20 protein-coding genes are annotated in these 24,079 nt (G+C 71.1%); 2 read left to right on the top strand and 18 right to left on the bottom strand.

Features of this window, described 5'->3' with window-relative positions:
• Nucleotide 1 precedes the first annotated feature (1 nt).
• Complete coding sequence (locus IF61_RS35785) at nt 2-751, top strand: hypothetical protein (RefSeq protein WP_157848573.1); 750 nt, start codon at nt 2-4, stop codon at nt 749-751.
• A gap of 36 nt (nt 752-787) precedes the next feature.
• Here the strand turns inward: IF61_RS35785 and IF61_RS0109570 are convergent, their stop codons facing one another.
• The 18 genes from IF61_RS0109570 to IF61_RS0109480 form a co-directional block, all read right to left on the bottom strand.
• Entirely contained in the window at nt 788-1,915 is a 1,128-nt protein-coding gene (locus IF61_RS0109570) for an iron-containing alcohol dehydrogenase (RefSeq protein ID WP_030365858.1), read from the bottom strand.
• Nucleotides 1,905-3,074 carry a phosphoglycerate kinase gene (gene pgk / locus IF61_RS0109565; protein WP_245684464.1) on the bottom strand — a complete coding sequence of 390 codons (1,170 nt, stop codon included), beginning with the start codon at nt 3,072-3,074 and terminating at the stop codon, nt 1,905-1,907. The genes IF61_RS0109570 and pgk overlap by 11 nt, the downstream gene beginning before the upstream one ends.
• Nucleotides 3,075-3,079: 5 nt before the next feature.
• Nucleotides 3,080-4,159, bottom strand: coding sequence for an N-acetyl-gamma-glutamyl-phosphate reductase (gene argC / locus IF61_RS0109560; RefSeq protein WP_030365856.1), 1,080 nt, complete (start codon nt 4,157-4,159; stop codon nt 3,080-3,082).
• A complete protein-coding gene (locus tag IF61_RS0109555) occupies nt 4,156-5,157 on the bottom strand; it encodes a zinc-dependent alcohol dehydrogenase (RefSeq protein WP_052392552.1) in 1,002 nt (333 codons plus the stop codon). Before IF61_RS0109555 ends, argC begins: the two co-directional genes overlap by 4 nt.
• The gene (locus IF61_RS35125; RefSeq protein WP_107043007.1) at nt 5,148-7,643 is read right to left on the bottom strand and encodes an amino acid adenylation domain-containing protein; all 2,496 of its coding nucleotides are present in this window, start codon (nt 7,641-7,643) and stop codon (nt 5,148-5,150) included. Before IF61_RS35125 ends, IF61_RS0109555 begins: the two co-directional genes overlap by 10 nt.
• Entirely contained in the window at nt 7,630-8,538 is a 909-nt protein-coding gene (locus tag IF61_RS0109545) for a phytanoyl-CoA dioxygenase family protein (RefSeq protein ID WP_030365853.1), read from the bottom strand. Before IF61_RS0109545 ends, IF61_RS35125 begins: the two co-directional genes overlap by 14 nt.
• A gap of 35 nt (nt 8,539-8,573) precedes the next feature.
• Nucleotides 8,574-9,878: a condensation domain-containing protein gene (locus IF61_RS0109540; protein WP_030365852.1), complete on the bottom strand. Its 1,305-nt coding sequence runs from the start codon at nt 9,876-9,878 to the stop codon at nt 8,574-8,576.
• The gene (locus tag IF61_RS0109535) at nt 9,871-11,610 is read right to left on the bottom strand and encodes a thiamine pyrophosphate-binding protein (RefSeq protein WP_030365851.1); all 1,740 of its coding nucleotides are present in this window, start codon (nt 11,608-11,610) and stop codon (nt 9,871-9,873) included. The genes IF61_RS0109540 and IF61_RS0109535 overlap by 8 nt, the downstream gene beginning before the upstream one ends.
• Nucleotides 11,607-12,530, bottom strand: coding sequence for a transketolase family protein (locus IF61_RS0109530; RefSeq protein WP_030365850.1), 924 nt, complete (start codon nt 12,528-12,530; stop codon nt 11,607-11,609). Before IF61_RS0109530 ends, IF61_RS0109535 begins: the two co-directional genes overlap by 4 nt.
• The gene (locus IF61_RS0109525; protein WP_211264852.1) at nt 12,523-13,344 is read right to left on the bottom strand and encodes a transketolase; all 822 of its coding nucleotides are present in this window, start codon (nt 13,342-13,344) and stop codon (nt 12,523-12,525) included. The genes IF61_RS0109530 and IF61_RS0109525 overlap by 8 nt, the downstream gene beginning before the upstream one ends.
• A 55-nt stretch (nt 13,345-13,399) precedes the next feature.
• The gene (locus tag IF61_RS0109520) at nt 13,400-14,260 is read right to left on the bottom strand and encodes an isocitrate lyase/phosphoenolpyruvate mutase family protein (protein WP_052392551.1); all 861 of its coding nucleotides are present in this window, start codon (nt 14,258-14,260) and stop codon (nt 13,400-13,402) included.
• 4 nt (nt 14,261-14,264) lie between these two features.
• Nucleotides 14,265-15,569, bottom strand: a complete 1,305-nt coding sequence (locus IF61_RS0109515; RefSeq protein ID WP_078660077.1) for an MFS transporter — start codon at nt 15,567-15,569, stop codon at nt 14,265-14,267.
• Nucleotides 15,570-15,817: 248 nt separating this feature from the next.
• Nucleotides 15,818-16,060, bottom strand: coding sequence for a phosphopantetheine-binding protein (locus IF61_RS0109505; RefSeq protein WP_030365846.1), 243 nt, complete (start codon nt 16,058-16,060; stop codon nt 15,818-15,820).
• 87 nt (nt 16,061-16,147) lie between these two features.
• Nucleotides 16,148-16,747, bottom strand: a complete 600-nt coding sequence (locus IF61_RS0109500; RefSeq protein WP_030365845.1) for a ribonuclease FAU-1 family protein — start codon at nt 16,745-16,747, stop codon at nt 16,148-16,150.
• A gap of 130 nt (nt 16,748-16,877) precedes the next feature.
• Nucleotides 16,878-17,540 (bottom strand): DUF4232 domain-containing protein, encoded by a 663-nt coding sequence (locus IF61_RS0109495; protein WP_030365844.1) that lies wholly within the window; start codon nt 17,538-17,540, stop codon nt 16,878-16,880.
• Nucleotides 17,541-17,808: 268 nt separating this feature from the next.
• Nucleotides 17,809-20,556 (bottom strand): AfsR/SARP family transcriptional regulator, encoded by a 2,748-nt coding sequence (locus IF61_RS0109490; RefSeq protein WP_030365843.1) that lies wholly within the window; start codon nt 20,554-20,556, stop codon nt 17,809-17,811.
• Between the two features lie 273 nt (nt 20,557-20,829).
• Nucleotides 20,830-22,209, bottom strand: coding sequence for an FAD-binding oxidoreductase (locus IF61_RS0109485; protein WP_043188498.1), 1,380 nt, complete (start codon nt 22,207-22,209; stop codon nt 20,830-20,832).
• A 54-nt stretch (nt 22,210-22,263) separates the two neighbouring features.
• Nucleotides 22,264-23,241: an antibiotic biosynthesis monooxygenase gene (locus IF61_RS0109480; RefSeq protein ID WP_030365841.1), complete on the bottom strand. Its 978-nt coding sequence runs from the start codon at nt 23,239-23,241 to the stop codon at nt 22,264-22,266.
• Between the two features lie 108 nt (nt 23,242-23,349).
• Between IF61_RS0109480 and IF61_RS0109475 the strand changes: the two genes are divergently transcribed.
• On the top strand, nt 23,350-23,916 hold the full coding sequence (locus tag IF61_RS0109475) for a nucleoside deaminase (RefSeq protein ID WP_030365840.1): 567 nt from the start codon (nt 23,350-23,352) through the stop codon (nt 23,914-23,916).
• Nucleotides 23,917-24,079: the final 163 nt, after the last annotated feature.

Here is a 24,079-nt window from a genome sequence, read left to right as displayed (position 1 = left end):
CATGCCCGACACGAAACCCAGAAGGCCCAAGGCCCCGGACCGCACCAACAACCTTCTGCACGGCGGCAGCAGGATAGGTACCTGCCCGCGCTGCGGAAAGTTGCGAAACAAGGGTCATGGGGTACCGGAGATCACCGAGAGCGAGGAGCTGAGAAGGGTCCTCGGGCTGATAAAAACGGCACTCCGCACGGACACTTCGGAGCGCATCAGGACCAATGCGTTCATGATCGGAGTGATCCAGGCGACCATACGCGGACGTAAGTACCGTCTCGTCTCGTGCAGCGGACGCGAAGACGCTCCATGGATTACGGCCGAACACCTGAAGAACGTCAGCGGCTGGAAGTTCGTGTACCCCACCGTGCCCAACGGCCGCAAGAACTGGCAGAACATCCGGGGTGACAGGGTCAATTTCCCCGAATCGATAAAAGGTGTCACCAGTCCGTGCGCGGCCATGAGACTCCTGCTCGGACTCTCCCAGGCAATCCCTCGCTCCGATCCCTGGGGACCGGTAGCCGAAGTGCTCATCGCTGAGGAGTACTACAAGGGCCGGGACTACGTCCCGAAGGACCCGAAGAAGGACAGCGAGCCGTGGCGCGGCCAGGGCGAGATCTGCTCCTGGACGGCTCACTCCTGCGGCCCCTGCGAACGGCGCATCCCCTACCTGATCTGCGACGTTCCCGCCGACGCGATCCCCGACGACACCATCCGGAGCCCTCGCCCCGGATCCGGACCTCGGCGCCCGGGCAGCTGACAGGCACTGCACTGATGCGTCGGCCCTTCGGAGCGTTCAGGGCGTACCGAGGGAATCCGTGTAGATGTGCCGGATCAGGTCGGTGTCGACGGCAGGGGTGGGGTCGTTGTCGAGGTTTCCGCTGATCCCGTCGACGAAGGCGTCGATGTCGTGCGCGGTGAACCCCCAGTCCGTCAGCCCGCTCGCCAGCCCCGCCGTGTCCAGCACGGCGGCGACGGCCTGGTGGACGTCGTCGTGGCCCAGGGCGTCGGCGATGTCGGCGAAGCCGTCCGTGGCGTGGGGGTGGGCCGCGCGCAGCCAGGCGGGGTAGAGCAGGGCCAGGCCTCTGCCGTGGGGCACCTCGATCCGCCGGACCGCGCCCATCGCCTGCTGGAGGCGGTGCGGCAGGCAGGTGCTGGCACAGGCCACGTTGACACCGCCGAGGAGCGCGGCGAGGGCCATCGCCTCCCGGGTTCCGTGGCCGGTGTCCCCGGCGGCGACCAGGGGCAGGTGGTCACGGATCAGGACGATCGCGCGCCGCGCGTGGGCCCGGCTCTCCTCGGTGGCGCGGGCCGCCACATAGCCCTCGATGACGTGGGCGAGCGCGTCGAACGCGGTCTCGACGGCGATCGGTACCGGTAGCGGCGCGGTGAGGTCGGGGTCCACGACGGCGACTTTGGGGAAGACGTCGTCGCCGCGGATACCGGACTTGAAGCCCCGGATCACGTCGGTGACGATGGCGCCTTTGGTCACCTCCGAGCCGCTGCCGGCCGTGGTCGGCACGGCGACGACGGGCAGCGCGGACGGGGACACCGCGAGCGTCTCGCCGATGATGTCCCGCACGGTGTCGTACGGGCCGGCCACGGCCACGGCCTTGGCCGCGTCGATGGCGCTGCCGCCGCCGAGGCCGACCACGACGTCGCAGGACCGGGCTCCGGCCAGGGCCACGGCCTCGTCTATCTCGTCGGACCGGGGGTTGGCGCTGATCCTGTCGAAGACCGTTACCGTCAGGCCCGCCGCGCGCAGCGATGCCTGCGCCCTGGCCAGGAAGCCGTGCCGGTGCATGGCGGTGCGCCCGCACACGATCAGCGCGTGGCCGCCCCACGGTGCCGCCGCCGCGCCGACGCGGTCCAGGGCGCCGCGGCCGAAGACCACCTGGGTGGGTACCGGCAACTCAAGCCGCATGTTCACTGCTCTCCTTGTGTCGGTTGCCGTCGAGCGCCTCGATGACGGCGCAGGTGCCGTCGGCGAGGTAGTGCAGCGCGGAGCCGCCGCCGGTGGACCGGGGGCCGGCCCAGGGCAGCTCCGCGACGGTGTCGCCGCCCAGCAGGAGCGTCGCCGGGTCGCCCGGCGCGCGGGCGCCCAGCACCGCGGCCGCGGCCCGGTGGTTGCCCTCGGTGTGCCGGCCGGGGGTGCCGGCCACCAGGACCCGGCCGGCCTGCCGGACCGCGTCCACCGCCCACTGCTCCAGGTGGAAGTCGACGACGGCCCAGCCGTCGGGCACACCGTTCTCGACGGGGACGGCACGGGTGGCGCCCGCGGGGCCGGCGATCACGACCGTGCGGGGCAGGTGGATCCGGGCCCGGTTGGAGCGAGCGAGCACGGCGCGCGTCACCGCGGCGCAGCGCTCCGGGTCGGCGCCGAGCTCCGAGTCCCCGACGGCGTAGCCGATCACCGCCAGGATCGTGTTGAGCACCGCGCCGCCGGGGATGACGAGGTCGTACGTACGGGTGAGGCTCTCCAGCCCCACCGTCGTCTTCTCCGGCTTGACGCCGCCCAGCACGGCCACGGAACCGGCCGCCGCACCGCTGCCGGCCCGCCACGGCCGCAGCAGCTCCGTCTCGCGGACGAGGCTCGCGGCCGCGTAGCCCGGCAGGAAGCCGAGGATGCCGACGTTGGAGGCATGGCGCCGGTGCGCCTTGGAGAATCCGCCGATCGCCACCCGGTCGCCCAGGCGGGCGAGCGCGGCGGCCAGTTCCCGGTCACCGTCTTCTTCACGCGCGTCCAACCGGACGTTGCCGAACAGGACGATGTCCCCGTCGCGCAGCTCCGCCGCACGGCGCCGGGCCGGGTCCGTGGCGCACTCGGGGAAGTAGCGGACCTTTTGGCCAAGGCGTTTGCCGAGGTAGTCGGCCAGGTATTCCAGGTGCCGGGCCGTGCCGTCCTTGGCGCTGCCCTGGTGGCTGAGGAGCGCGACCCGGGCGCCGGCTGCGGCGAGACGGCGCAGGTCGTCGAGTTCGGTGTCGATCCGGCCGGTGTCCGTCAGTGCGGGGCCGGCGTTGCATCCGGCGGAGTAGACCCACCGCTCCCCGGGCAGGACGGTGTGTTCGCTCAGCAGTCTCATCGTCTTCACAGCCCGTAGTGGTGCAGGCCGGTCCGCTCGTCCAGACCGGCCATCACGTTCATGTTCTGGATCGCCGATCCGGCCGCGCCCTTGACGAGGTTGTCCGTCACGGCGATGACCTTGACGAAGCCCCGGGCCGCGTCGTAGTCGACGCCGATATGGCAGAAGTTGGAACCGGTGACGGCGGTCAGGCTCGGGTACACGCCGTATTCCTTGGCGTTGAGGCCGGCCTTCTTCGGCGCGGTGTTGACGCGGACGAAGAACTCGTCGGCGTAGTAGCGCTCGTAGAGGTCCAGCAGTGCCGCCCGGTCGGTTCCCGCGCGCTTCTCGGGCCGCACGGACAGGCTCGCCTGGATGTAGATGCCCCGGGCGAAGTTGCCGTGGGCCGTGGTCATGTCGACGCACGGCTCCCGGCCGGCCAGCGGCGCGAGGTGGGTCTCCAGCTCCGGGGCGTGGCGGTGGCCCTCCAGGCTGTAGGGCAGCATGGAGGCGAACGCCTCGGCGTGCATGACCTCGGTGACGGGCTTGTTCCCGGCTCCGGTGGTGCCGTTGACGGCCGCGAGGTGGAGGGGCAGGTCCAGGTCCACGAGGCCGCTGCGGAGCAGGGGGGCCAGCCCGAGCACGGTGGTGATGGCGTAGCAGCCGGGGTTGGCCACCAGGCGGGCGCGGGCGATGTGCTCACGGTGGAGCTCGGTCACGCCGTAGACCGCCTCGTCGAGCAGCTGCGGGGCAGCGTGCGGTGCGCCGTAGACCTCGGCGTACCGCTGCGGGTCGCGGAACCGGAAGTCGGCGCTGACGTCGATGACCTTCACCCCGTGGTCCAGGAAGAAGGACGCCGAGCGCATCGCTTCGCCGGACGGGGTGCAGAAGAACACCACGTCGAGATCGCCGGCCCGGCGCCGGAGTTCGTCCACCGCCACGAAGCTCAGCCCGCAGCCGAGCAGGTTGGGGTGGACACGGTCGAACTCCTCGCCGCCCCGGGCCGTGGGCGTGATGGAAGCGACTGCCGGGTGGTTGAGCAGCAGCCGGGCGAGCTCGCCGCCCGCGTAGCCGGTGCCTCCCACGATGCCGGTGCGGAGGGTCATGCGTCACCTCGCGGAGTAAGGATGATCTTGCCTGTGGTGGTCCTGCCCTCGGCCATCAAGGCCATGGCCGCCGCCGCGTCGGCCAAGGCGAATCGGTGCGTGACCATGGGCCGGGGGTCGATCTCACCGGCGGCGAGCCAGGAGATCACCGTGCGGAAGTCCTCGGCGGTCGACAGCGAGGAGCCGATGACGGTCACTTCCCTGCCGACGACGGCATTGGCCGCCAGGGGCACGGAGCCGTCGAAGAAGCTGACCACGATCACGGTTCCGCCGGCGCGCACGGCGCCGACGGCCTCGTCGAGCGCGCCCGGGTGGCTCGACGCCACGACGACGACGTCCGTCTCCGTGGTTCCGGCGCCGGGCGCGGAGAGGTACTCGTCCGCGCCGAGCGCCAGGGCCCGGGCTCCCTTCTCCGGTCCGACATCGGTGCAGGTGATCCGGCCGAAGCCGAGCCGGCGGGCCGCTGTCAGGCAGGCCAGCCCGATGTTGCCGGAGCCGATGACACGCATCGTGCGCTTCTCCGCCGGCCCGGCGAGCCGGATGGCGTGCAGGCCGATGGAGAGCGGCTCGACGAGGGCGCCGAGCTCCGGGTCGAGCCCGGCGGGCAGGACGAAGGCCATGTTCGGCCGGAGCGTCAGGTATTCCGCGAACGAGCCCTCCCATCCCTGGTGGCACAGATTCCGCTTGTTCCGGCAGAGGTTGGTCAGCCCCTCGGCGCACCGGTCGCAGCTCTCGCAGTGCGCGTAGGCCGCCGCGCAGACCAGGTCGCCGACGGCGAAGCCGCCCGCCGCCCGCTCCACGACACCGCACAGCTCGTGGCCGAGGACCACCGGTGCGGTCTTGTACGGGTGGGCGCCTCGGTAGGTGGCGAGGTCCGACCCGCACACGCCGGTGGCGAGCACGCGGACCAGGAGCTCCTCCCCCTCGGGGGTGGGCACCGGGCCGCTGCGGTATTCGATCCGCCCGTACTCGGTGAGCACGGCGCTGTTCATCGGCATGCGGTGGCGACCTTCCGTCCGGCGAGCGCCTCGCGCAGCGAGTCGAGGAGAATCCGGCCGATCCGCTCCTGGGAGTCCGCCGACATCGCCCCGATGTGCGGGGTGATCACGACGTTGTCCAGCTCGGCGAGGCGGCCCGGGTTGCCCTCCTCGGCCACGACGTCGAGTGCGGCGCCCGCGATCTCTCCGTCGGTGAGCGCCCGGTAGAGGGCCTCCTCGTCGACCACGGGTCCCCGGGAGATGTTGACCAGCAGCGCCGAACGCTTCATGGCCCGCAGCGCCTCGTCGTCGATGAGGTGGTGGGTGCGGTCGGTGAGCGGAACCGCCAGGCACACCACGTCGGCGGTGGCCAGCAGTTGCTCCGGGGAGGTCAGCTCGATGCCCTGGTCCTCCAGCTCCGCGCGGCGCTGCGGGGTGTCCCGGTCGACGGTGGCGACGACCCGCATGTCCAGCCCCCGGGCGAGGCGGGCGAGGCGGGAACCGATACGGCCCACGCCCACCAGGCCCAGGGTCTTCCCGCCGAGTTCGGCACCCGCGAGCGCGGCCTTGTTCCAGACCCCGGCCCGCACCTGGCGGTCGGCCAGCACGATGTGGCGGGCGGCCGACAGCATGAGGCCCAGGGCCAGTTCGGCGACGGCGGGCGCGGAGACGCCGGGGATGTTGAACACCGTCACCCCGGCGGCCGCGGCGGCGTCCAGGTCGATGTTGTCGACGCCGGAGCCCGCCCGGGCCACGACCTTCAGCCGGGGCGCCGCCCGGATGACGTCCGCGCCGATGCGCACGCCGCTGCGTACCACGATGACCTCGGCGTCCTCCACCAGCCGCAGCAGGCGGTCGGCGGAGGGGCGCAGTTCGACGTGGACGTCGTAGGTGCGGTGCAGTTCCGCCAGGGCACTCTCGTGAAGGGGGTCCACGACCAGTACCCGGGTGCGCGGGCCGGCGGGTGCCTGCCGCGGGGCGCTTGTGGCGTCGGCGAGCTCCTGGACCGCGCGCCGGTCCAGCTTGCCCGACGGGGTCAGCGGCAGGGTGTCGACCCGCACGAAGCGGTTGGGCACCAGCTGGGCGGGCACGGTGGCGCGGGCGTGGCGGCGCAGCGCGGCGACGCTGAAGGCGTCGCCGTCCGCGGCGACCACCAGGGCCACGAGCATGGCGGTGCCGTCGGGGTCGCGCGTCACGGCGGCGGCCGCGTCCTGGACGGCCGCGGCGGCCCGGAGCGCCTCCTCGACCTCGGCGAGCTCGACCCGATGACCGCGGATCTTGACCTGCTGGTCGTTGCGGCCCAGGTATTCCAGGGCGCCGTCCGGCAGGCGGCGGGCGAGGTCGCCGGTGCGGTACCAGCGCCGGCCGCCGGACGTCCGGAAGCGGTCGGCGGTGAGGTCGGGCCGGTGCAGATAGCCGGCCGTCACTCCGGTGCCGGCCACCCACATCTCGCCTACCTCGCCGTCGGCCACCGCTTCCAGCGCGTCGTCGCGGAGTTCGACCGACAGATGGGGCAGGGGCACGCCGATGGGCGAGCGCACGGACCCGGCGAGGTCCTCGGGGGTGAGTGTCCTGCCCGTGGTGAACACGGTGGTCTCCGTGACGCCGTACATGTTCACGAACGTCGGCGCCCGCTCCCCGGCGGCCTCCGTGAACGCCCTCACGACGTCCAGGTCGACGTTCTCACCGCCGAAGATCACATAGCGCAGGGCGAGGCCGGGCGCGCCGGAGTCGGCGTACTCCCGGGCCAGGAACCGGAAGACGGAGGGCACCTGGTTGAGCACCGTGACGCCTTCGGCCCCGAGCAGCCGCAGGAAGTCCTCGGTCGCGCGGGCCGCGGCGGCGGGGACCACCACGGCGGTACCGCCGGTGGCCAGGGGCCCCCACAGCTCCCATACGGAGAAGTCGAAGCTGAAGGAGTGGAAGAGCGACCAGCGGTCCCGCGGTCCGAAGTCGAAGAGCGGCAGCATGGCGTCGAGGAGCGCCAGCACGTTGGCGTGGGTGACGACACAGCCCTTGGGCCGGCCCGTGGACCCCGAGGTGTAGATCACGTACGCGGGGTCCTGCGGGTCCGGTGTGCCGACGGGCGTGGCCGCGGGGGCCGGTGTGCCGGGGTCGATAACCCGGACTCCGTCCAGGCCGCAGAGGGCCGCCTGCTCCGGGTCGCCGACCAGGATCTTCACCCGGGCGTCGGCGACCATGTAGTGCAACCGCTCGCGGGGGTACGTCGGGTCGAGCGGCACGTAGGCCGCGCCGGCCTTGAGGATCCCGATGATCCAGCCGGGCATCCGGTGGGAGCGCTCCAGGAGCACGCCCACCAGGTCGCCACGGCCCACCCCGGCGTCGGCGAGCAGCGCGGCGATGTCGTCCGAGGCCCTGTCGAGCTCCGCGTAGGTGGTGTCACGGCCGTTCTCGGTGAGGGCCGGGGCCTGTGGCCGCAGCCGGACCGACCCGGCGAACAGGTCGGTCAGGGTGCGGGCTCCGGCCAGTGGCTCAGCGCTGTGCATAGGTGCCTCCGGCGGCCATGACGTCGCCCTGGTCGACCGGCTTGTAGTAGTCGGTGGGGTGTGCGTCGTCGCCGAAGTCGCCGAACATGCGCCGCAGTCGGGGCGCCATGCGGTCCAGGACTTCGCGGGGCTGGGTGTGGTAGTCGTGCGGCCGGTGCCACAGCTGGCCGTAGCGGAGGATGAACGTCTTCCGCTCGCGCTTGGTGTTGGGTGCCACGGCGTGCCAGAGCGAGTACGGGAAGAGGAGCACGTCGCCGGGCTCTGCCTTGACCTCGACGGCGTCGTCGGGCAGCACCCCGCGGCGCAGCGGCTCGTCCAGCTCCTCCATGTAGCACAGGGCGTTGTTGCTGGTGGGCAGCTTGCGGTGGCTGCCGGGGATCAGCAGGAAGTTGCCGCTGCCGGGCTCGGTGACATCGGTGAAGAAGACCTGGGCCTTGACCTGGAGGCCGGGGCTGCCCGGGGCCAGCTGCACCCGCTGCAGGTACTCGCCGCCGTCGGTGTGCCAGTACTCCAGGGCCTCCTCCTGGAGGGACCGGACGAATATCTCGGTGCCCAGGATCTGGACGCTTCCGTTCAGCAGCGACATCAGCGGCCCGACCATCTTGGGGTGGTCGAGGAAGTAGTCCATCCCGTCGGTCCGGCTGACCGCGTCGCGGACGCGGACGGTGTGGCTGCGGTCGGTGAAGCTCGCGTGGTTCTCGATGGTCGGGGCGCCCTTGGCGACCACCTCGTCGATGACCGCGAGACCTCGGGCCACCTCGTCCTGATCGAAGACGCCCTTGAGGTGGATGTAGCCGTTCTGCTCGTAGCTCGCGAACTGCTCCTCCGTCAGCGGCGCCCAGTCGCGCTCGCGCTCCGTCATCAGCGTGGAGTCGCGCATGGTGGAAATCTGCATGAGGGATCCTTTCCGGGAAACAGGGAACACGCTGGTCAGTGGCCCGCTTCTGCGGCCCAGGCGCGCAGCGACGTCTCGATGCCGTTCCACAGGGCCTCGACGTCCGCTCGCGCGTACCAGTCGGTCTTGAAGTTGATCGTTGCCGTCACACCGTCCTCGTCCTCGTCCCAGAAGGTCGCGATCGAGGCGTCGTGCCATCCCACGGCGACCGGCAGCGGCCGGCTCTCCACACCTGGCATGCCGACGGTGCCCACCGTCTTGCGCATGCCGAGGGGGCGGGCGTTGAAGGTGACGTAGGGGACGCGGGACTGCCGTCCCACGGCCGCCGGGTCCATCCGGTCGATCAGCACCGGCCAGGGCACGTCACCGTCATCGAGGGTGATCAGCATCCGGCGGCGGAAGTGCCGCAGGTAGTCCGCCGTCCCGGGCAGCCCGCCGGGCTCACTGGTCAGGACGGCCTTGCTCGCCAGCCAGCCGACGGTCTGGTGCAGAGCGGGCAGCTCCCGGTTGGCGGTCGAGAGCGTGGTGGCCACCGTCCCGCTGCCGGACAGGGTGAACAGCGAGCGGTGCAGCGCGGCGTGCATGAGGTTCAAGGCGGTCATCCTCAGCGGCCTCGCCACCGTGCCCAGGCTCCGGCACAGTTCGAGCGGCAGCCGGCGGCTGAACCCGTCCTTGTTCTCGTAGCGGACCGGCGAGCGCCCGGTGAAGCCGGAGATCGGCATCGCCGGGATCGCCCCGACCCCGGCCAGCGCTTCCGCCAGCCGGTCCACGGCCCGCTGCCCCTCCGGGGAGGCCGCCATCCGGTTCTGCTGCCGGACGAAGTCGGGGAAGGACGTCTGTACGGGCGGCAGCTCGTGAAGGGTGCCGCCGCGCTCGGCGGCGTACAGCGCCGACAGGTCGCGCATCAGGACGTTGAGCGACCAGCCATCGCTGACCAGGTGCTCGGTGACCAGGGCGAGGTAGGTCAGGCCGTCCGCCCGCTCCGTCACCAGCAGCCGGGCCACCGGGCCCCGCTCCAGGTCGAAGGGGGCCGCACAGGCCGACCGCAGGGCCGCCAGATCGGCGTCCTCACTCCCGGCGGTGGCCGTCCGCTGAATGTCCGCCGGCTCGGCCAGTCCGATGTGCCACACCATGGCATCCAGGTCGAAGCCGCTCAGCAGGACCGGGTGGCGCCGCTGGAGGGCGTGCCAGGCACGGTTCATGGCGTCCAGGTCCACGGGCCCGGTGAGTTCCAGCGGGAGGGTGCTGTGGTGGGGGTTGAAGACGCCCACCCCGGCGTCCTCCAGCGTCTGGCCCAGCCGGTGCCGCTGGTTCCAGGAGGCCGGCATCGACTCACGCATGGTTCAGCTCCCCCACCGGCACCGGCCGCACGATCGAGGCACCGTCGTGGGCGCGGAGGCCGCCGTCCGCCCGCAGCGGGCGCAGGAGCTGCTGCTCCGGGTCGCACATCACCTCGATGAGCTCGGGGCCCCGGTGCGCGAGCAGCCCTGCGAGGTCGTCGTCGAGCGTGGCGGCCCGCTCCAGCTTGCGGTACGGCAGGCCGAACGCCTTCGCCACGTCGCGGAAGTTCAGCGGTTCCGGCTCCTCGATGGCGGGGCCTGGGCACAGGGCTTCCTGGGACTCCCGGATGGAGGCGTACCCGCCGTTGTTCAGCACGAACACCTTGATATCCAGGCCGTACTGGCTGATGGTCGCCAGCTCCTGGATGTTGAGCTCGATGGCCCCGTCACCCACGAGGACCAGCACCTGAGCGTCGGGCCTGGTGAAGGCCGCGCCCACGGCCATGGGCACGGCGGCCCCCATGTTGAGGAACGCGGCCGAGGTGATCTCCCGCTGCGAGGCCGAGAACTCCAGGGTCTGTCCGGACACGTAGTAGGCGCTCCCGGTGTCGACCACGAAGACGTGGCCGGGGCCGGTGTGCGCGTCCAGCCGCTCGACGAAGCGGTACGAGTTGAGGGGCTCCCGCGGCTCGCCGCCGGCGATCGTGGGGTGCGCCGCCTTCAGCGCGGCGCAAGCGGCCGGCCAGCTCTCGCTCGTGACCGGCCCCGCCGTCTCCGCCGACTCCAGGAGCAGTGCGTCGAGCAGGTCCCGGACGTCCATGCAGACCGGGAAGTCGATGCGCACTCCCTTCTTCTTCAGCTGGGAGGAGTCGATGTCCACCACGACGACGGTCGCCTCCGGGTCGAAGCCGTCGGCGTCCTCGCCGACGAAGCCGATCGACAGGCTCGACCCCAGGCTGATGACCAGATCCGCCTGAGCCATGATCAGGCCCGGGTAGAGCCGCCCGCGGATACCGCCCTGGCCGAACCAGAGCGGCGAGTCGTACGGCAGCAGGTCATTGCCCAGCCGGGAGGCGACGACCGGAAGCCGCAGCCGCTCGACGAGCGTCCGGAACTGCTCCTCGGCCGCGCCCTGCCGGATGCCCTGGCCGGCGACGACCAGCGGCCGGTCGGCGGCACGCAGCATGGCCATGATCTGCCGGGCGGCCTGCCGGGCGCCCGCGCCCCTCGGTCCGGCGGTGGCGGAAGGCGCCCCGCGCAGGGCCGCCGGGTCGATCTCGGCCGCCTGCACGTCGAGCGGGATGTCCAGCCACACCGGGCCCGGCCGCCCGGAGAGCGCCTCCCGGACCGCCCGGTCCAGGTGCATCTTGATGTCGGCGGGCCGCTCCACCAGCGCCGCGTACTTGGTCAGGCTCCGGGCGCTGCCCACCACGCCGAAGCCCTGCACGCCGAACGACCGGGCCCCCGGGTCGATGTGCCGGGTCTCGACCTGGCCGGAGATCACCAGGACCGGTACCCCGTCGGCGTAGGCGTCGACCAGCCCCGCGAGCGCGTTCACCGCACCGGGGCCGCTGGTGACCAGCGCCACCCCCAGATTGCCGTCGAGCTTGGCGGCACCGGTCGCCATCAGCGTGGCCGCCGTCTCGTGCCGGGCGCAGACGTTCACCAGGTCGGCGTGCACGGCGAAGGCCTGGTCGAGGTGGATCGAACCGGTGCCGGAGAGGCTGTAGCACGTACGGACACCCAGGCCGTACAGGTAGGAGGCGACGTAGTCGGCCACACGCACGGTCATCGCAGCCACTCCCCCACCCGTTGTGCCAGCTTCGGTGCGGTCAGCCCGAAGTGGTCGTAGAGATGGCCGGCCGGGCCGATGGGAGCGAACACCTGCGGTATGCCGATCTGCAGGACGGGCACCGGGTTCGTGCGCACCACGACCTCCGCGACCGCGCCGCCCAGGCCGCCGTTGACCACGTGGTCCTCGGCGACCACGAGGCGGCCCGTCTCCCGTGCCGCCCTGGCGATGGCGTCGGCGTCGATCGGCTCGATGGACCCCAGGTGCAGGACGCGGGCGTCCACACCGTTCTCGGCCAGCAGGCGGGCCGCCTCCACGAGCCGGGAGGTGAGCAGGCCGCTGCCGATCAGGGTGACGTCACCGCCGTAGCGGAGCTGCGCCGAGCCGCCGTAGGAGAAGGTGTGTCCGGCCGGGAAGAGCTCGGGGGTGTCGAGCTTGCTGACGATCCTGATGTAAACCGGGCCGTCATGGGCCAGCGCCTCGTGGAGGGCGGCGACCGTGTCCCGGGGCGTCGCCGGGGAGAGCACCTTCATACGCGGGATGGCGCGCATCCATGCCAGGTCCTCGACCGCGTGGTGGGTTCCGCCGAGCGCGCCGTAGGCCAGCCCGCTGACGAAACCGCAGAAGATAACGTCGGCGTCCGTGTAGGCGGCGTTCTTGATCTGCTCCAGGGCCCGGGAGGCCATGAAGCAGGACGCGGAGTAGACGAGCGGGCGCAGCCCGCTGTTGGCCAGGCCGATCGAGACGCCGACGAGGTTCTGCTCGGCGATGCCCACGTCGACGAACCGCTCGGGGAACTCGGACTGGAAGCCGAGCGCGGAGTGGGTCTCGGCGGAGTCGTTGTTGACGATGCAGATCCGCTCGTCGTTGCGCGCGAGCCGGAGCAGCTCGGCGGAGAAGGCGGTGGCGCAGTCAGTCATGGGGGACCTCCTCGAGTTCCTGGAGCGCCTGCTGCAGGAGTTCCGGCGTGATCTGGCGGCTGTGCCATTCGAGGTTGCGTTCCATGAAGGAGACGCCCTTGCCCTTGACCGTCGCCGCGATGAGGCAGGTCGGCTTACCGGGGGTGAGGGGCGCCGCACGGAGCGCGTCGAGGAGGGCGTCGACGTCGTGCCCGTCGAGCGTGCGCACCTCCCAGCCGAAGGAGCGCCACTTCTCGTCCAGCGGCTCCAGGGCGTTGATGTCCTCGGTGCTCGCGCCCTTCTGGGCGAGGTTCCTGTCGACGATCACGACGAGGCTGTCCAGGTTCCGGGAGGCGGCCAGCATCGCGGCCTCCCAGTTGCTGCCTTCCTGGAGCTCGCCGTCACCGGTCAGGACGAAGGTGCGCCGCGTGGAGCCCTGGACCCGGGCCCCGAGCGCCGAGCCGACGCCGAGGGAGAGGCCGTGGCCGAGCGAGCCGGTGTTGAACTCGATGCCCGGCACCCGGGTGGAGACGACGGTGCTCAGGCGGGAGCCCGCGCCGCCGAAGGTCGCCAGCTCCTCTTCCGGGATCAGCCCCTTGAGGGCCAGCACGCTGTACATGGCCGCGGAGGCGTGGGCCTTGCTGAGGACGAACCTGTCCCGGTCGGCGTCGCCGGGGCCGCCGCGCAGCACACCGAAGTAGAGACTGCACAGGATGTCCATGGCGGAGAGGTCCGCACCGATGTGGCCGGTCCTGGCGGTACTGACCGTGGTCAGTGCGAGCGCCCTGGCGCGCGCCGCCCGGCGGCGCACCGTGGCCGCGTCTTGCAACAACACTATGTCCCTTTCTGGTTCACGACTGATGGCACGTCACAAGCCCTGGGGCGGGCCGTCAGACGCCCAGCTGCTGCCACTCCGCGAGCCGCTGAAGCTCGAAGACGTCCTTGACCCCGGAGATGCTGTCCTCGAGGTGGGCCGTGTGGCCGGTCTCGTAGATCGACGTGAAGGTGGTGCGCAGCGACGTGATCGTGGCGCGCAGCCCCTGGTTCGCGTAGATGACGGCCGAGACGCCGGCCTTCCGGGCGTCGTCCGCGTGCCACTCGGGGTAGGTGGTGGGTACCACGACGACGGGCAGCCGGTCGTCCCAGCGGCCGAGGAACTCGAGGACCTGGTCCTTGGTCTTCTGCTTCGAGTGCACGAGCACCGCGTCCGCGCCGGCGTCGGCGTAGGCGGCGCACCGCTTGAGGGCCTCGTCGACGCCGAGACCGCTGATCATCGCCTCCGTACGGGCGATGACGAAGAAGTCGTCGCTGCTCTGCGCCTTCTTCGCCGTCTCTATCTTGTGGGCGAAGGCGCGCACGTCCAGCAGGGTGTGGTCGGCGGCGGCGAAGCTGTTCATCTTCGGGAAGATCTTGTCTTCGATGCTCACGGCGGTGATGCCGGCGCTCTCGTACTCGCCCACCATGTAGGCGACGTTCATGCTGTTGCCGAACCCGGTGTCGCAGTCGGCGACGACGGGCACGGAGAGCGCCTTCTGGATGTTGGCCGCGGCTTCCAGGTAGTCCGTCATGCTCAGCAGGCTGGCGTCGGGGAGGCAGCGTGCCGCGGAGATCTCGAAGCTCGACGCCCACACCGCCTGGAAGCCGCTCTGCTGGGCGATGAGGCCGCCCAGGGAGGAGTGGGCGCCGGCGACCTTGGTGAGGGGGTTGTCGGCCAGTACCTGGCGGAACGACGGGTAGGTGTTGCGGATCACGGAGTTACTCCTTGGGTGTGGCGGCATCAGCGGCTGCCGCCGGGGCCGGTGGGGTGGGGGTGTCTCGGGCGAAGGCCCGGCCGGCGGCCAGACCCGCGACGAGGAACAGCGCGGCCAGGGTCAGCCAGCCGGTGGGCCCGAGGCTCATGGTGAGCACCGTCACGAGAGCGGGGCCCAGGAACTGCTGGAAGCCGCGGGCCAGAGCGAACACGCCCTGGTACTCGCCCATGCGGCCCGGTGGCGGCAGCGCGAAGGCCAGGCCCCAGCTGCCGGCCGCCTGGGCCAGTTCGCCCAGGGTGAGGACGACCAGGGCGGGCACCAGGAAGAGGACGGACCAGAGTGCGTCTCCGCTGCCGGACAGCGCGAACAGGGCGCAGGCGACCGACAACAGCACGCCGGCCCGTACGAGCAGCCGCCCGGAACCGCGCACGGTGTCGGAGCCCTTGCTCCCGGCGACCTGGAGGAGTACCGCCAGGACGGCGTTCAGCGCGGTCAGGGCGGCGGTCAGGGATCCGGGCGCGTCGGTCCGGTGGACGATCCACAGCGGCATGCCCACGGTGAGGACCGGCAGGTAGAGCTCCAGCACACCGCTGAGCCCGGTCGCGAGCAGGAAGCGCCGGTCCTTGACCGCGGCCCAGGAGCGCTCGGCGGGCGGCGCGGGGGGCGGCTCCGTTCCGTTCGGCGGGCGCAGCCGGACGGCGATGACGGCGCAGCCCAGCTGCATCACCGCGTTCGCCGACGTGACGGCGACGAACGCGGATCGGCTGCCGGAAGCCAGCGCCAGGCCCGCCATGGCCGCCCCGGCGGTGAAGCCGAGGTTGAAGACGCTGCGCATCTGGGCGCGCACCCTCGACGCATCGGCGCCGAACAGGGCGTGGATCAAAGCGCCGCGCAGTGGTCCGCCACCGGTTTCACAGATCCCGATGAGGGCTGCGACCACGGCGAACTCGGCCACGTTGCCGACGAAGGGATAGACGAGGAAGAGCGGTCCGAGCAGCGCGTAGCCGACGGCCAGCGGCATCCGGGGCCCCAGTCGGTCGGCGATCCGGCCGACCGGCATCGAGCAGAGGAAGCCGCAGAGCCCGGCGACCGACATGGCGAACGCCAGCTGGCCGGTGGAGAAGCCCTCGGTCCGGGTGAAGAAGACCGCGCTGGAGGTGAGGAAGAGGCCGGTACCGAGCGACTGCGCGAACATCAGGACGGCCATCCGGCGGGCCGCGCCGGGGCCGGGGACCAGGTCGCCCAGCATGCCGAGCGGGATGACGGATGTCTTGGACAGAGGGTTTTTGGACAGGGGGCTTTTAGGCATGGGGGTCCCCGTTCACGGCGGGAGGGCCTCGGGTCAGCTGCCGGCGAAGAGTTCACCGGCAGTACGGGTGACGGGCTGCCCCTCGAAGTCGAAGCTGAGCAGTTCGACCACGCGTTCCGTCAACGCGGTCATGGTTGATTCCGGGCAGCGCCCGGACCGCGGCCGCGCTATGGAGAACGCTGTCTGCCGCGCGTGAGGCCGGGACGGACGTGGTCCCCTGATGCCGTACATGACGGCAATGGTCGTGATCAGATGTGTTCGAAAAGCGCCGGGTTCTCGACCGCTTCGGCGAGCTCTCGGATGGTGCTCCGGCGGAGAACTCCGGAACGCGGCATGGGGATGCCCGCGTCAATCGCGCGGGTGGCGATCGTCAAGGCCAGCAGTGAATCACCGCCGAGCTCGAAGAAGTCGGCGTCGATGTCGGTGACGGGCTCACCGAGGGCCTCTTCCCAGAGGCGGGAAAGCGTCGCGACAATAACTTCGTTTACCATGTCAATCCTTTTCGGACCCGTGCCGGGGCACGGGTGGAGGCAGGGGTCGCCGGAGGTTCGTCCCCGAGCACCCGCCTTTGTTGATTTTCAGTGGGGTTGAAGCGTCGTCGGCGCGACGGGCGCCGGACCCTCCCAAGAGACCGGCGCCCGCCACTCGCGCCACTCCTCCCACCAACCAGCCCCTCGCTCCACGAGGTCGGCGACCTCGGCGGCGGCCGTCCGCACGGACGCCGCCTCTTCCGCGGTGAAGCCGCCGGAGCTCACCCGCTCCTCGAAGTCGTCTACGTCCTTCCACCGGTACGGTGACCCGTCACCGGGGATCCACATGTCCAACTCCTGGTCCAGGGTGTCGAATCCGCTCGGCGTGCGGCGCATGGGCTCCTGGAAATTGACGTACCAGCCATCGAATCGGGGCCCGTCCCAGCGTGCCCACACCGCATAGCCGTCCCCGGGGCGCTGCAGCTGCAGCACGCCGTCGGACTGCCAGACGTGCTCGAACGCGCTCCAGGGGTGCGGCCCCCAGCGAAAGTCGCCGGTCCCGAACGTGAGCGGGGTGTTCTTGGCCAGATAGACGGCCAGGGTGTGGCCGTCATCGGCGGCCACCCGCACCGGGTAGCTCATCCACTCCCGGCCGTCGAGGATCTCGCGGCGGACGATCATCTCGCCGACAGGAAACGGTGTGTACATGGGGCGACTCCGTCCACGCGACGTCGTCTCCCCGGTCCGGGCTCCGCAGCCGGTCGATGGAAGGTACGCGCCTGGCTGCCTTTGGTGCTGGTGCTGATGCCGGTGGGAGCGGGCGAGCGGGACTGACGGCTCAGAAGTCGTCGGCGCCGTTGCGCAGCTCGCTCGTCCAGTAGCCGGTCGCCCACTTCGCCGGGTCGACGGCGATGCCGCCGCCCGGAGCCTTCACGGCGGCCATGCCGCCGCCACCCTGGAGCGTGACGGAGAAGGCCGTCACGGGCTCGGTGTTCTCCGTGCGCCCGCCGTCCGACACCTTCACCACGGCGTAGGCGGGGGCACCGGCGGTGAGCACGACGGGCGTGGCAGGCTTGCTCTTGGCGACCGGCGGCACGTTCTCCCGGTGGCTTTCGAGGAACTGGATCTCCGGGAAGCCGTTCAGCTTGCAGCTGTGGCCCGAGGTGTTCTTCGCCGTCAGGACGATGTGGGTGTAAGGCGGCCCGTCCTGGTAGGCGGCGCTGATGGAGACGTTCTTGGTGGTGCAGACGGGCGTGCTCGCGGCCGCCTGTCCGGTGGGGGCCTTCGCGGCCCCGGTGCCCCGTGCGCTGTCGGCGTTCTCCCCGTTGGCGGTGCCCTTCGCGGACTGCGCCGACGAGGGCGCTGATGCGAGGGTGCCGACCGCCGGTCCGGCGGACTTTCTGCCGGAACCGTCCTCGCCGCAGGCGGTGAGGGTCAGAGCGAGCACGGCGGTGGCCGTGGCGGTGAGGACGGTGGCGGTGCGGGTGTGAAACGTGCGCATGGGAATTCCCTTGGGGGGTGAGCGTGCGGCAAACGCCTGGTTCTCTCCGGCAAAGCCGCGCCTGACCTGCAGGCATTCCTGAGCTTAGGGACCGCCGCTAACGTTCTGCCGCCTTGGCGCTGACGTCCCACTGACGTCCCGCTGACGTTCTCGTCGACCGGGCCGGTGGCGCGGCGGGCCGGCCGGACGCCCACCGCATCGTCGGCCGTGTCCCCGTCCAGCCGCGCCGGCAGGCGTCCGAGGGCGGAGGCGTTCCTGGGCCGGCGGCTCACGTCCGCGTCGTGAGCCGCGCGACCGCCGCGTCGTACCGTGCCTGGAGTTCCTCGTCCGGCGATACCCGCAGCAGTACGGTGAGCGCCCGTACCGCCCCGTCGTCGTAACCGGTGGTCTCCGCCTCCCGCACCGCCGAGCCGAGCCGCCGGATGCCCTCGGGCTCGTCCCCGAGCCCCAGCAGTGCTTCTCCCGCCGCCGTGAGCAGCAGCACCCGGGACCCGATCACGACGCCGGGGAGGTTTTCGAAGGCGAGGGCCTCGGTCGCGGTGTCGAGAGCCGCCTGCCATTGCCTGGTGTCCAGCCGGTACCGGGCGAGGTGGTACAGAGCCAGTCGTTCGATGTACCGTTCGTCGGCCTTGCGGGCCAGTTCCACCGCCCGTGCACATCCTTCCGCGGCCTCGTCCGGGTGTCCCAGCACGGCCTGCGCCCAGGACAGGACGACCAGGGCGGTCGCCTCGCCGCGCAGGTCGCCTGCCCGGGCGGAGAGCGCGGGGGCGGGCTCCACACACGTCAGCGCCTCGTCGCTGCGCCCGTGCTCGGTCAGTACCCAGCCGAGCAGGGCCCGCACCCGCGACTCGGCGGCCGGATCGGCATCGGCCCGTACCGCCTCAAGCGCGGTCTCCAGGAGCGGGGGCCAGTCGTCCAGAACCCACCGCGTCATGAGCGGCCACAGCAGCATGACGATCCGCCAGGTCCTGCTGTGCAGTCCGGCCGTACGCGCGGCGGCCGCCGCCAGTACGAGGTCGTCCCGCTCGGCCGCGTACCAGGCCATGGCGTCGTCCCGGTCCGTGAACGTCCTCACGGCCGTGGGCGCGAGGAAGTCCGGGGGCAGCGGGACGCACGTCTCGTTGCCGGGTTCGGCCACGGTCGCCGCCGCGAGGGCGGTGGCGATGTAGTGGTCGAGCACACGGGTGAGGGCATCGGGCCGGGCGTCCAGGCCACGCGCGTAGAGCCGTACGAGATCGTGCAGTGTCCAGCGTCCCGGCGCGGTTTCCGTGACGAGGTGCGAAGCGACCAGTCGTTCCAGCGTGGTTTCTGCGGTGGCCGGGTCCGTTTGTGTCAGGGCTGCCGTCGCGTACCGGTCGAAGTGCGTACCGGGGTGGCGGCCGAGACAGGCGAAGTGGCGGGCGACGTGCTCGGGGAGCTGCCGCACGGTCAGTCGCAGGGCCGCGCGTATGCCGGTGTCCTCGACGTCCAGCAGGCTCAGCCTGCGGGTCGAATCAAGCATTTCGGCGTTCATCGCGCTCAATGCCCAGTCCGGCCGGTCAGCCAGCCTGGCGGCCGCCACCCGCAGTGCGAGGGGCAGCCCGCCGCACAGCTCGGCAAGCCGTCGCGCGGCCACCGGGTCCGCGAGCACCCGTTCCGTGCCGAGCACACCGGCGAGAAGTGCCGTGCCGTCCTCCGGGGTGAGTACGTCCACGGGAACGGGACGGGCGGCGTCGGTGACGATCAGCCCCGGCAGCCGGTACCGGCTGGTCACGACGGTGACGCAGCGGGGACCGCCCGGCAGGAGCGGTCTGACCTGCTCGGAGTCGCGCGCGTTGTCCAGTACGACGAGGAGCTCCCGGTCGGCGGCGAGCGACCGGAACAGCGCGGCCGCGCCGTTCACAGACTCCGGCATCCGGCACGGCGCGACATCCAGAGCCAGCAGGAACTCGCGCAGTACCTCGGCGGGGGTCGCCTCGCCTGTATCGCCGAAGCCACGCAGGTCGGCGTAGAGCAGGCCGCCGTGAAACCCGGCGCGATTGCGGTGGGCCCACTGCACCACCAGCGCGGTCTTCCCGACCCCTGCGGGCCCGGTGACCAGACAGACGGGCGCCTCGCCCGCGGCGGCCCGGGACAGGACGGCAAGCTCCCGCGCCCGCCCGTGGAAGCCACGCGGCGCCCGCGGCAGCAGGTCGGCCCCGCCACTGTGGAAGGTGGCCGGAGCTAGGGGCGGGAGAGCCGCGGCGTGCACCGTGGCAGCCCGGGACGTGGCCTCTGCCTCGATCGCCGCGTCGTCGGCCTCCTCGCACAGGGCCGTCGCGTAGGCGTCCGCCAGCTCACGGCCCGGGCCGATCCCCAGTTCGTCGGCGAGCAGGCGCCGGGTGTGGTGGAACCAGTCGAGCGCCTCCGGTCGGCGGCCCGCCCTATGAAGCGCCGTCACGAGAGCAGCGGACAGCGATTCACGCAGCGGGTGGGCAACCGCCTCGGCGCGCAGCACGGAGGCGGCCCGGCCGTGCTCGCCCAACTGCGCGTAGCTCGCGGCCAGCTGCTCCACCGAGGCCAGCCGGAGCTCCTCCAGCGCCTGCGCGGCGGCCTGCAGCGGTGGGCTCGGACAGACGTCGGCCAGCGCGGGCCCCCGCCACAGCGACAACGCCTCCCGGTACATCGTCACAGCCTCGGCCGGGCCGCGCTGCTCACGGGCCAGAGCCACCAGAGCCCTGAAGCGGTGCGCGTCCACCCGCTCTTTCGGCATGCGCAGGACGTACGCAGTGCCCTGGGTGATCAGCTCGACGCCGTATGCCCCGGCGTCGACGCTGACCAACAAGGCCCGCAGCCGCGACACATGCCCCTGGATGACACTGCGGGCGCGCGCCGGCGGCTCCTGTTCCCACAGAGCGGCCGTCAGGTGATCGACCAGCACCGGGGAATCGGGGCGCAACAGCAGGGCGGCCAGCAGGCTGCGTCGTTTGACGGGGCCGAGCGGCAGACCGCCGGCCTCGGTGACGACTGACACCGCTCCGAGCAACCGGAATTCCATCTGCCCACTGCCTCCCAGCAAAAGGAATCCAGGATACCGGCACGGCTCCCGGCCTCGAGAACCTGCCGACCGGCGGATGGCGACAGCGCAGGTTCGAGGTTCGTCCGGGGTGAGCGGGGGGGGGGCGAGTGCGCCTGCGCGAACCTCAGGCACTGCACTTCACTCACCAACACAGGAGCCTCTGGGCCGACATCGAATGCCAGCTTCTCGGCGACCCAGGCGTCGAGGCCGGCCTGCCGGCACTTTCTCCGGGAAAGGCAAGTTATTCGAAGGTCACGGCGCCAGGTAGGAGTGGAAGACATTCTCCGGGTCCCATGCGGCCTTGAGTTCCTGCAGGCGGTCCCAGTCGGCGGGTGCGTACGAGCGGCGGGCCCGGGAGGCGTCTGCTTCCAGGTCCGTTTCGGCGATGTAGTGTCCGCCGTGGCCCGACGGATCGGCCGAGGTCATGGCATCCCGCAGCCACTGCGCGTTGGTCCCGTCGGCGGCGGGGGCGTCCCAGATCGCGTAGCACACGAGGTAGGACGCGCCGAGCGGGGAGAAGGCCATGTTCCGGAGCAGTGCCGGGTCTTCGGAGACGGGCAGTACCGGCGCGAGGACGAGAGACCTGCCGGAGGGGGCGCGGGCTATCGCGGCGGCCATACGGTTCAGCTGCGTCTCGTAGGTCTCCTCTGACCAGAGCGTGTCCGCCGCGTACCGGTGCGCCGAGGGCCATACCGCGTCGGCGCCCCGGTGCAGGCGGGCGAACGAGGTCGGCTCGGGTGCCTGGAGGGCGACGGCGCTGTCGGCGAGGGGACAGGACTCTGCCGGCGAGAGAGCGGCGAGTGCCTCTTCGTGCGTCCTGGCGAACGCGGTCATGCCGACCAGGATCCGCGGACCGGGCGGGTCGGTGGCGGTCGGTTCGCCGGAAGCCGTGAGGACCAGAGCCGTCTCGATGTTGGCCGGGAGTTCGCGTGCGACCCCTTCCGCCCAGGCTGCCACGGGGCCGGTCGCAGTCAGCGGGAAGGTGAGGCTCGTGGTCACGATGGCCGCCGGGTGGGGGTGCAGGCGGAGCCGGAAACGGGTGACGACGGCGAAGAAGCCGGGCCCCGCGCCGCGGGCGGCCCAGAAGAGGTCGGCGTTCTCGGTCTCGCTGCACGTGACCGTCCGGCCGTCGGCGGTGACGGCCCGGATCTCCAGGACGTCGGCGCATGACGGTCCCCACATGCGGGAGTTCCACCCGAGTCCACCACTGAGCAGGAATCCACCGACCGCGACGGAGGGGCAGTGGCCCACGGGAAAGGCGAGGTCGTGCGGGGCCAGTGCCTGGACCAGGTCCCCTCCGGTGGCGGCGGGCCCCGCGGTGGCCGTCATCGACCCAGGGTCGATGCTGCACTGCCGGAGCCCGGAGAGGTCGATGAGCAGGCTCCCGTCGCGGAGCTGGGAGCCGGACCAGTTGTGTCCACCGGAACGCGTCGAGACGCGGAAACCCTCGGAGCGCGCATAGGAGAGGGCCTCCGGAACGTCCTGCTCGGAGGCCGCCTGCACGATGGCCTCAGGGAAGCGCTCCGGCTTGAGCCCGTTCCACACCGCGGCGGCCCTGGCGGTGTCGTACGCGGGGTCGCCCCGCCGGAGCAGGGCCCCTTCGAAGCGTGCTGCGGGAGAACGCCCGGGCATCATGACCTCCTCCTCGGTGGGCCGGTCGCGGCAGGGGGCGGGGTCGGGTCGGGGTCAGCGGGTTATCAGGCCGAAGATCGCAATGAACAGGAGATAACAGATCACCACTGCCGCGGCACCCGCCACATGGACGCGCAAGCTGCGTGCGCGGCCGGGCACGAGCCAGAACGCCAGAGTCTTGTTCACCAGGGGCATCAGCAGCCACGTCAGTGCGCTGACGCTGAGCACGTTGCCGATGAACAGGCCCACGTATCCCGGAATGCCGAGGTGGTCCAGCTCGAAACCCACGGTCAGGTTCAGCACCATGACGGTGGGATAGAGCGCCAAAACCACGGACATGGCCTGCTTCCAGTTCGGCGGAGCGGCGTCCTGTGCGCCCTTGCCGAAACGGAACCAGCCGCTGAACGCGGAGCCGACCTTGCGTACGTCGTAGGAGGCGAAGTAGGTGCGCCCCTCCTCGAGCAGCTTGCTGCGGGCATCGGACCCGAGCCACTCCTCGAGGTGCTCGCGGGAGTCGAACCGGAAGACGGCGACCCAGCGGTCCTCCACCCCCTCGACCGGTCTGAACAACTCGGACCCCATGAATCCGGGAGACTTCTCCTGCGCTTTGAGGACCTTCTCCTGCCAGCGCAGAAAGCCCTCTTCGCGTCCGGGCTTCACGTCGTGGGAGATGACGGCGGTGACGGTCTCGGGGGCCCGTTCGGCCGGGGAGCCGCCTCGGAGCACCTCTTGTGTCGGGGCCTCTTCGAAGAATCTTTGGCCTTCGGCGAGCAGCTCCCGCCGGCGGTCCGACTCCAGCCAGGCGGTCAGGTAGCCGATCCCGGAAAACCGGAAGACCGTGACCCATTCGTTCTCGGAACCGGCACCGGGCGGGTACACCTCGGAGCCCTCGAACCCGTCGAATTCGCGGGCCGCCTCGTTCGTCCGGTTCTGCCAGCGCTGATACTCGTCGGCGTGGCCCGGTCGCACTTTCTGCGAGGTCACAACGGTGGCACTGTCGGCCGCGGAGTCACGGCTTGCACGTGGACTCACGTGGAGTAGCCTAGTTCATACGGTATTTATACGGCAAACCGGGCAATTGATTGCCTGCTCCGTGAGTCCCTCCGCAGCGGGAAATCGACGCCGATGGGAGACTCCGTGATGGAACACAAAGAACTCATCACCGAGGCGGTGCGCCTTGCCACCGAGTCCGTGGAGAACGGCTGGGGCGGCCCCTTCGGTGCAGTGATCGCCCGCGACGGGGAGATCATCGCGCGCGGGCAGAACCGGGTCCTCCTGACCGGCGACCCCACGGCACACGCAGAAGTCGAGACCATCCGCAAGGCCGTGCAGTGCCTCAACCCCGAGGCGCCGTCGATCGCCGAGGAGCACCAGAACGAGAGCACCCTGGAATACGTTCCCCGCCCTGAAGGCTCACCGGACCCCGTGGCCGCGCGAGCACGCATGCTCCAGGGCTGCTCCATCTACATCAGCGGCGCTCCGTGCCCGATGTGCATGAGCGCCATCTACTGGTCCCGGATCGATGCCGTCTACTTCAGCTGCGCCCTGGACGACACCCGGCGCATCGGTTTCGACGATTCGTTCCAGTACGAGGACTTCGGGAAGCCGCTCGACGAACGCAGGATCAAGATCGAGCAGATGCATCCCGAAATCGGCGCCCAGGCCTACGACGCGTGGACGAACAAGCCGAACAGACACCCGTACTGAGCGCGCGCCGGCCCCTACGGTGTGAATCGTCAACGGCCGGGCGTGGTCGTCACCGGAAGTGCACGTCTGGGCCATCGCCGACGGCAAGGCCGTCGCGTTCCGCGAGTTCCAGGGGGATCAGCAAGCCGAGGACGAGTTCTGGTCCTGACCGGAGGCAAGGCAC

The sequence above is a fragment of the Streptomyces roseoverticillatus genome (genome assembly GCF_000719265.1).
In the GTDB taxonomy this organism is placed as follows: Bacteria; Actinomycetota; Actinomycetes; order Streptomycetales; family Streptomycetaceae; genus Streptomyces; species Streptomyces roseoverticillatus.
The sequence above is the reverse complement of the archived record's forward strand: the minus strand, read 5'-3'. Positions and strand labels throughout refer to the sequence as shown.

Bases quoted from the DNA above. Each gene is read 5' to 3' on its own strand.
- IF61_RS35785 (WP_157848573.1), top strand. From the start codon at position 2: ATGCCCGACACGAAACCCAGAAGGCCCAAGGCCCCGGACCGCACCAAC.
- IF61_RS0109570 (WP_030365858.1), bottom strand. From the start codon at position 1,915: ATGCGGCTTGAGTTGCCGGTACCCACCCAGGTGGTCTTCGGCCGCGGC.
- pgk (WP_245684464.1), bottom strand. From the start codon at position 3,074: ATGAGACTGCTGAGCGAACACACCGTCCTGCCCGGGGAGCGGTGGGTC.
- argC (WP_030365856.1), bottom strand. From the start codon at position 4,159: ATGACCCTCCGCACCGGCATCGTGGGAGGCACCGGCTACGCGGGCGGC.
- IF61_RS0109555 (WP_052392552.1), bottom strand. From the start codon at position 5,157: ATGCCGATGAACAGCGCCGTGCTCACCGAGTACGGGCGGATCGAATAC.
- IF61_RS35125 (WP_107043007.1), bottom strand. From the start codon at position 7,643: ATGCACAGCGCTGAGCCACTGGCCGGAGCCCGCACCCTGACCGACCTG.
- IF61_RS0109545 (WP_030365853.1), bottom strand. From the start codon at position 8,538: ATGCAGATTTCCACCATGCGCGACTCCACGCTGATGACGGAGCGCGAG.
- IF61_RS0109540 (WP_030365852.1), bottom strand. From the start codon at position 9,878: ATGCGTGAGTCGATGCCGGCCTCCTGGAACCAGCGGCACCGGCTGGGC.
- IF61_RS0109535 (WP_030365851.1), bottom strand. From the start codon at position 11,610: ATGACCGTGCGTGTGGCCGACTACGTCGCCTCCTACCTGTACGGCCTG.
- IF61_RS0109530 (WP_030365850.1), bottom strand. From the start codon at position 12,530: ATGACTGACTGCGCCACCGCCTTCTCCGCCGAGCTGCTCCGGCTCGCG.
- IF61_RS0109515 (WP_078660077.1), bottom strand. From the start codon at position 15,569: ATGCCTAAAAGCCCCCTGTCCAAAAACCCTCTGTCCAAGACATCCGTC.
- IF61_RS0109505 (WP_030365846.1), bottom strand. From the start codon at position 16,060: ATGGTAAACGAAGTTATTGTCGCGACGCTTTCCCGCCTCTGGGAAGAG.
- IF61_RS0109500 (WP_030365845.1), bottom strand. From the start codon at position 16,747: ATGTACACACCGTTTCCTGTCGGCGAGATGATCGTCCGCCGCGAGATC.
- IF61_RS0109495 (WP_030365844.1), bottom strand. From the start codon at position 17,540: ATGCGCACGTTTCACACCCGCACCGCCACCGTCCTCACCGCCACGGCC.
- IF61_RS0109490 (WP_030365843.1), bottom strand. From the start codon at position 20,556: ATGGAATTCCGGTTGCTCGGAGCGGTGTCAGTCGTCACCGAGGCCGGC.
- IF61_RS0109485 (WP_043188498.1), bottom strand. From the start codon at position 22,209: ATGCCCGGGCGTTCTCCCGCAGCACGCTTCGAAGGGGCCCTGCTCCGG.
- IF61_RS0109475 (WP_030365840.1), top strand. From the start codon at position 23,350: ATGGAACACAAAGAACTCATCACCGAGGCGGTGCGCCTTGCCACCGAG.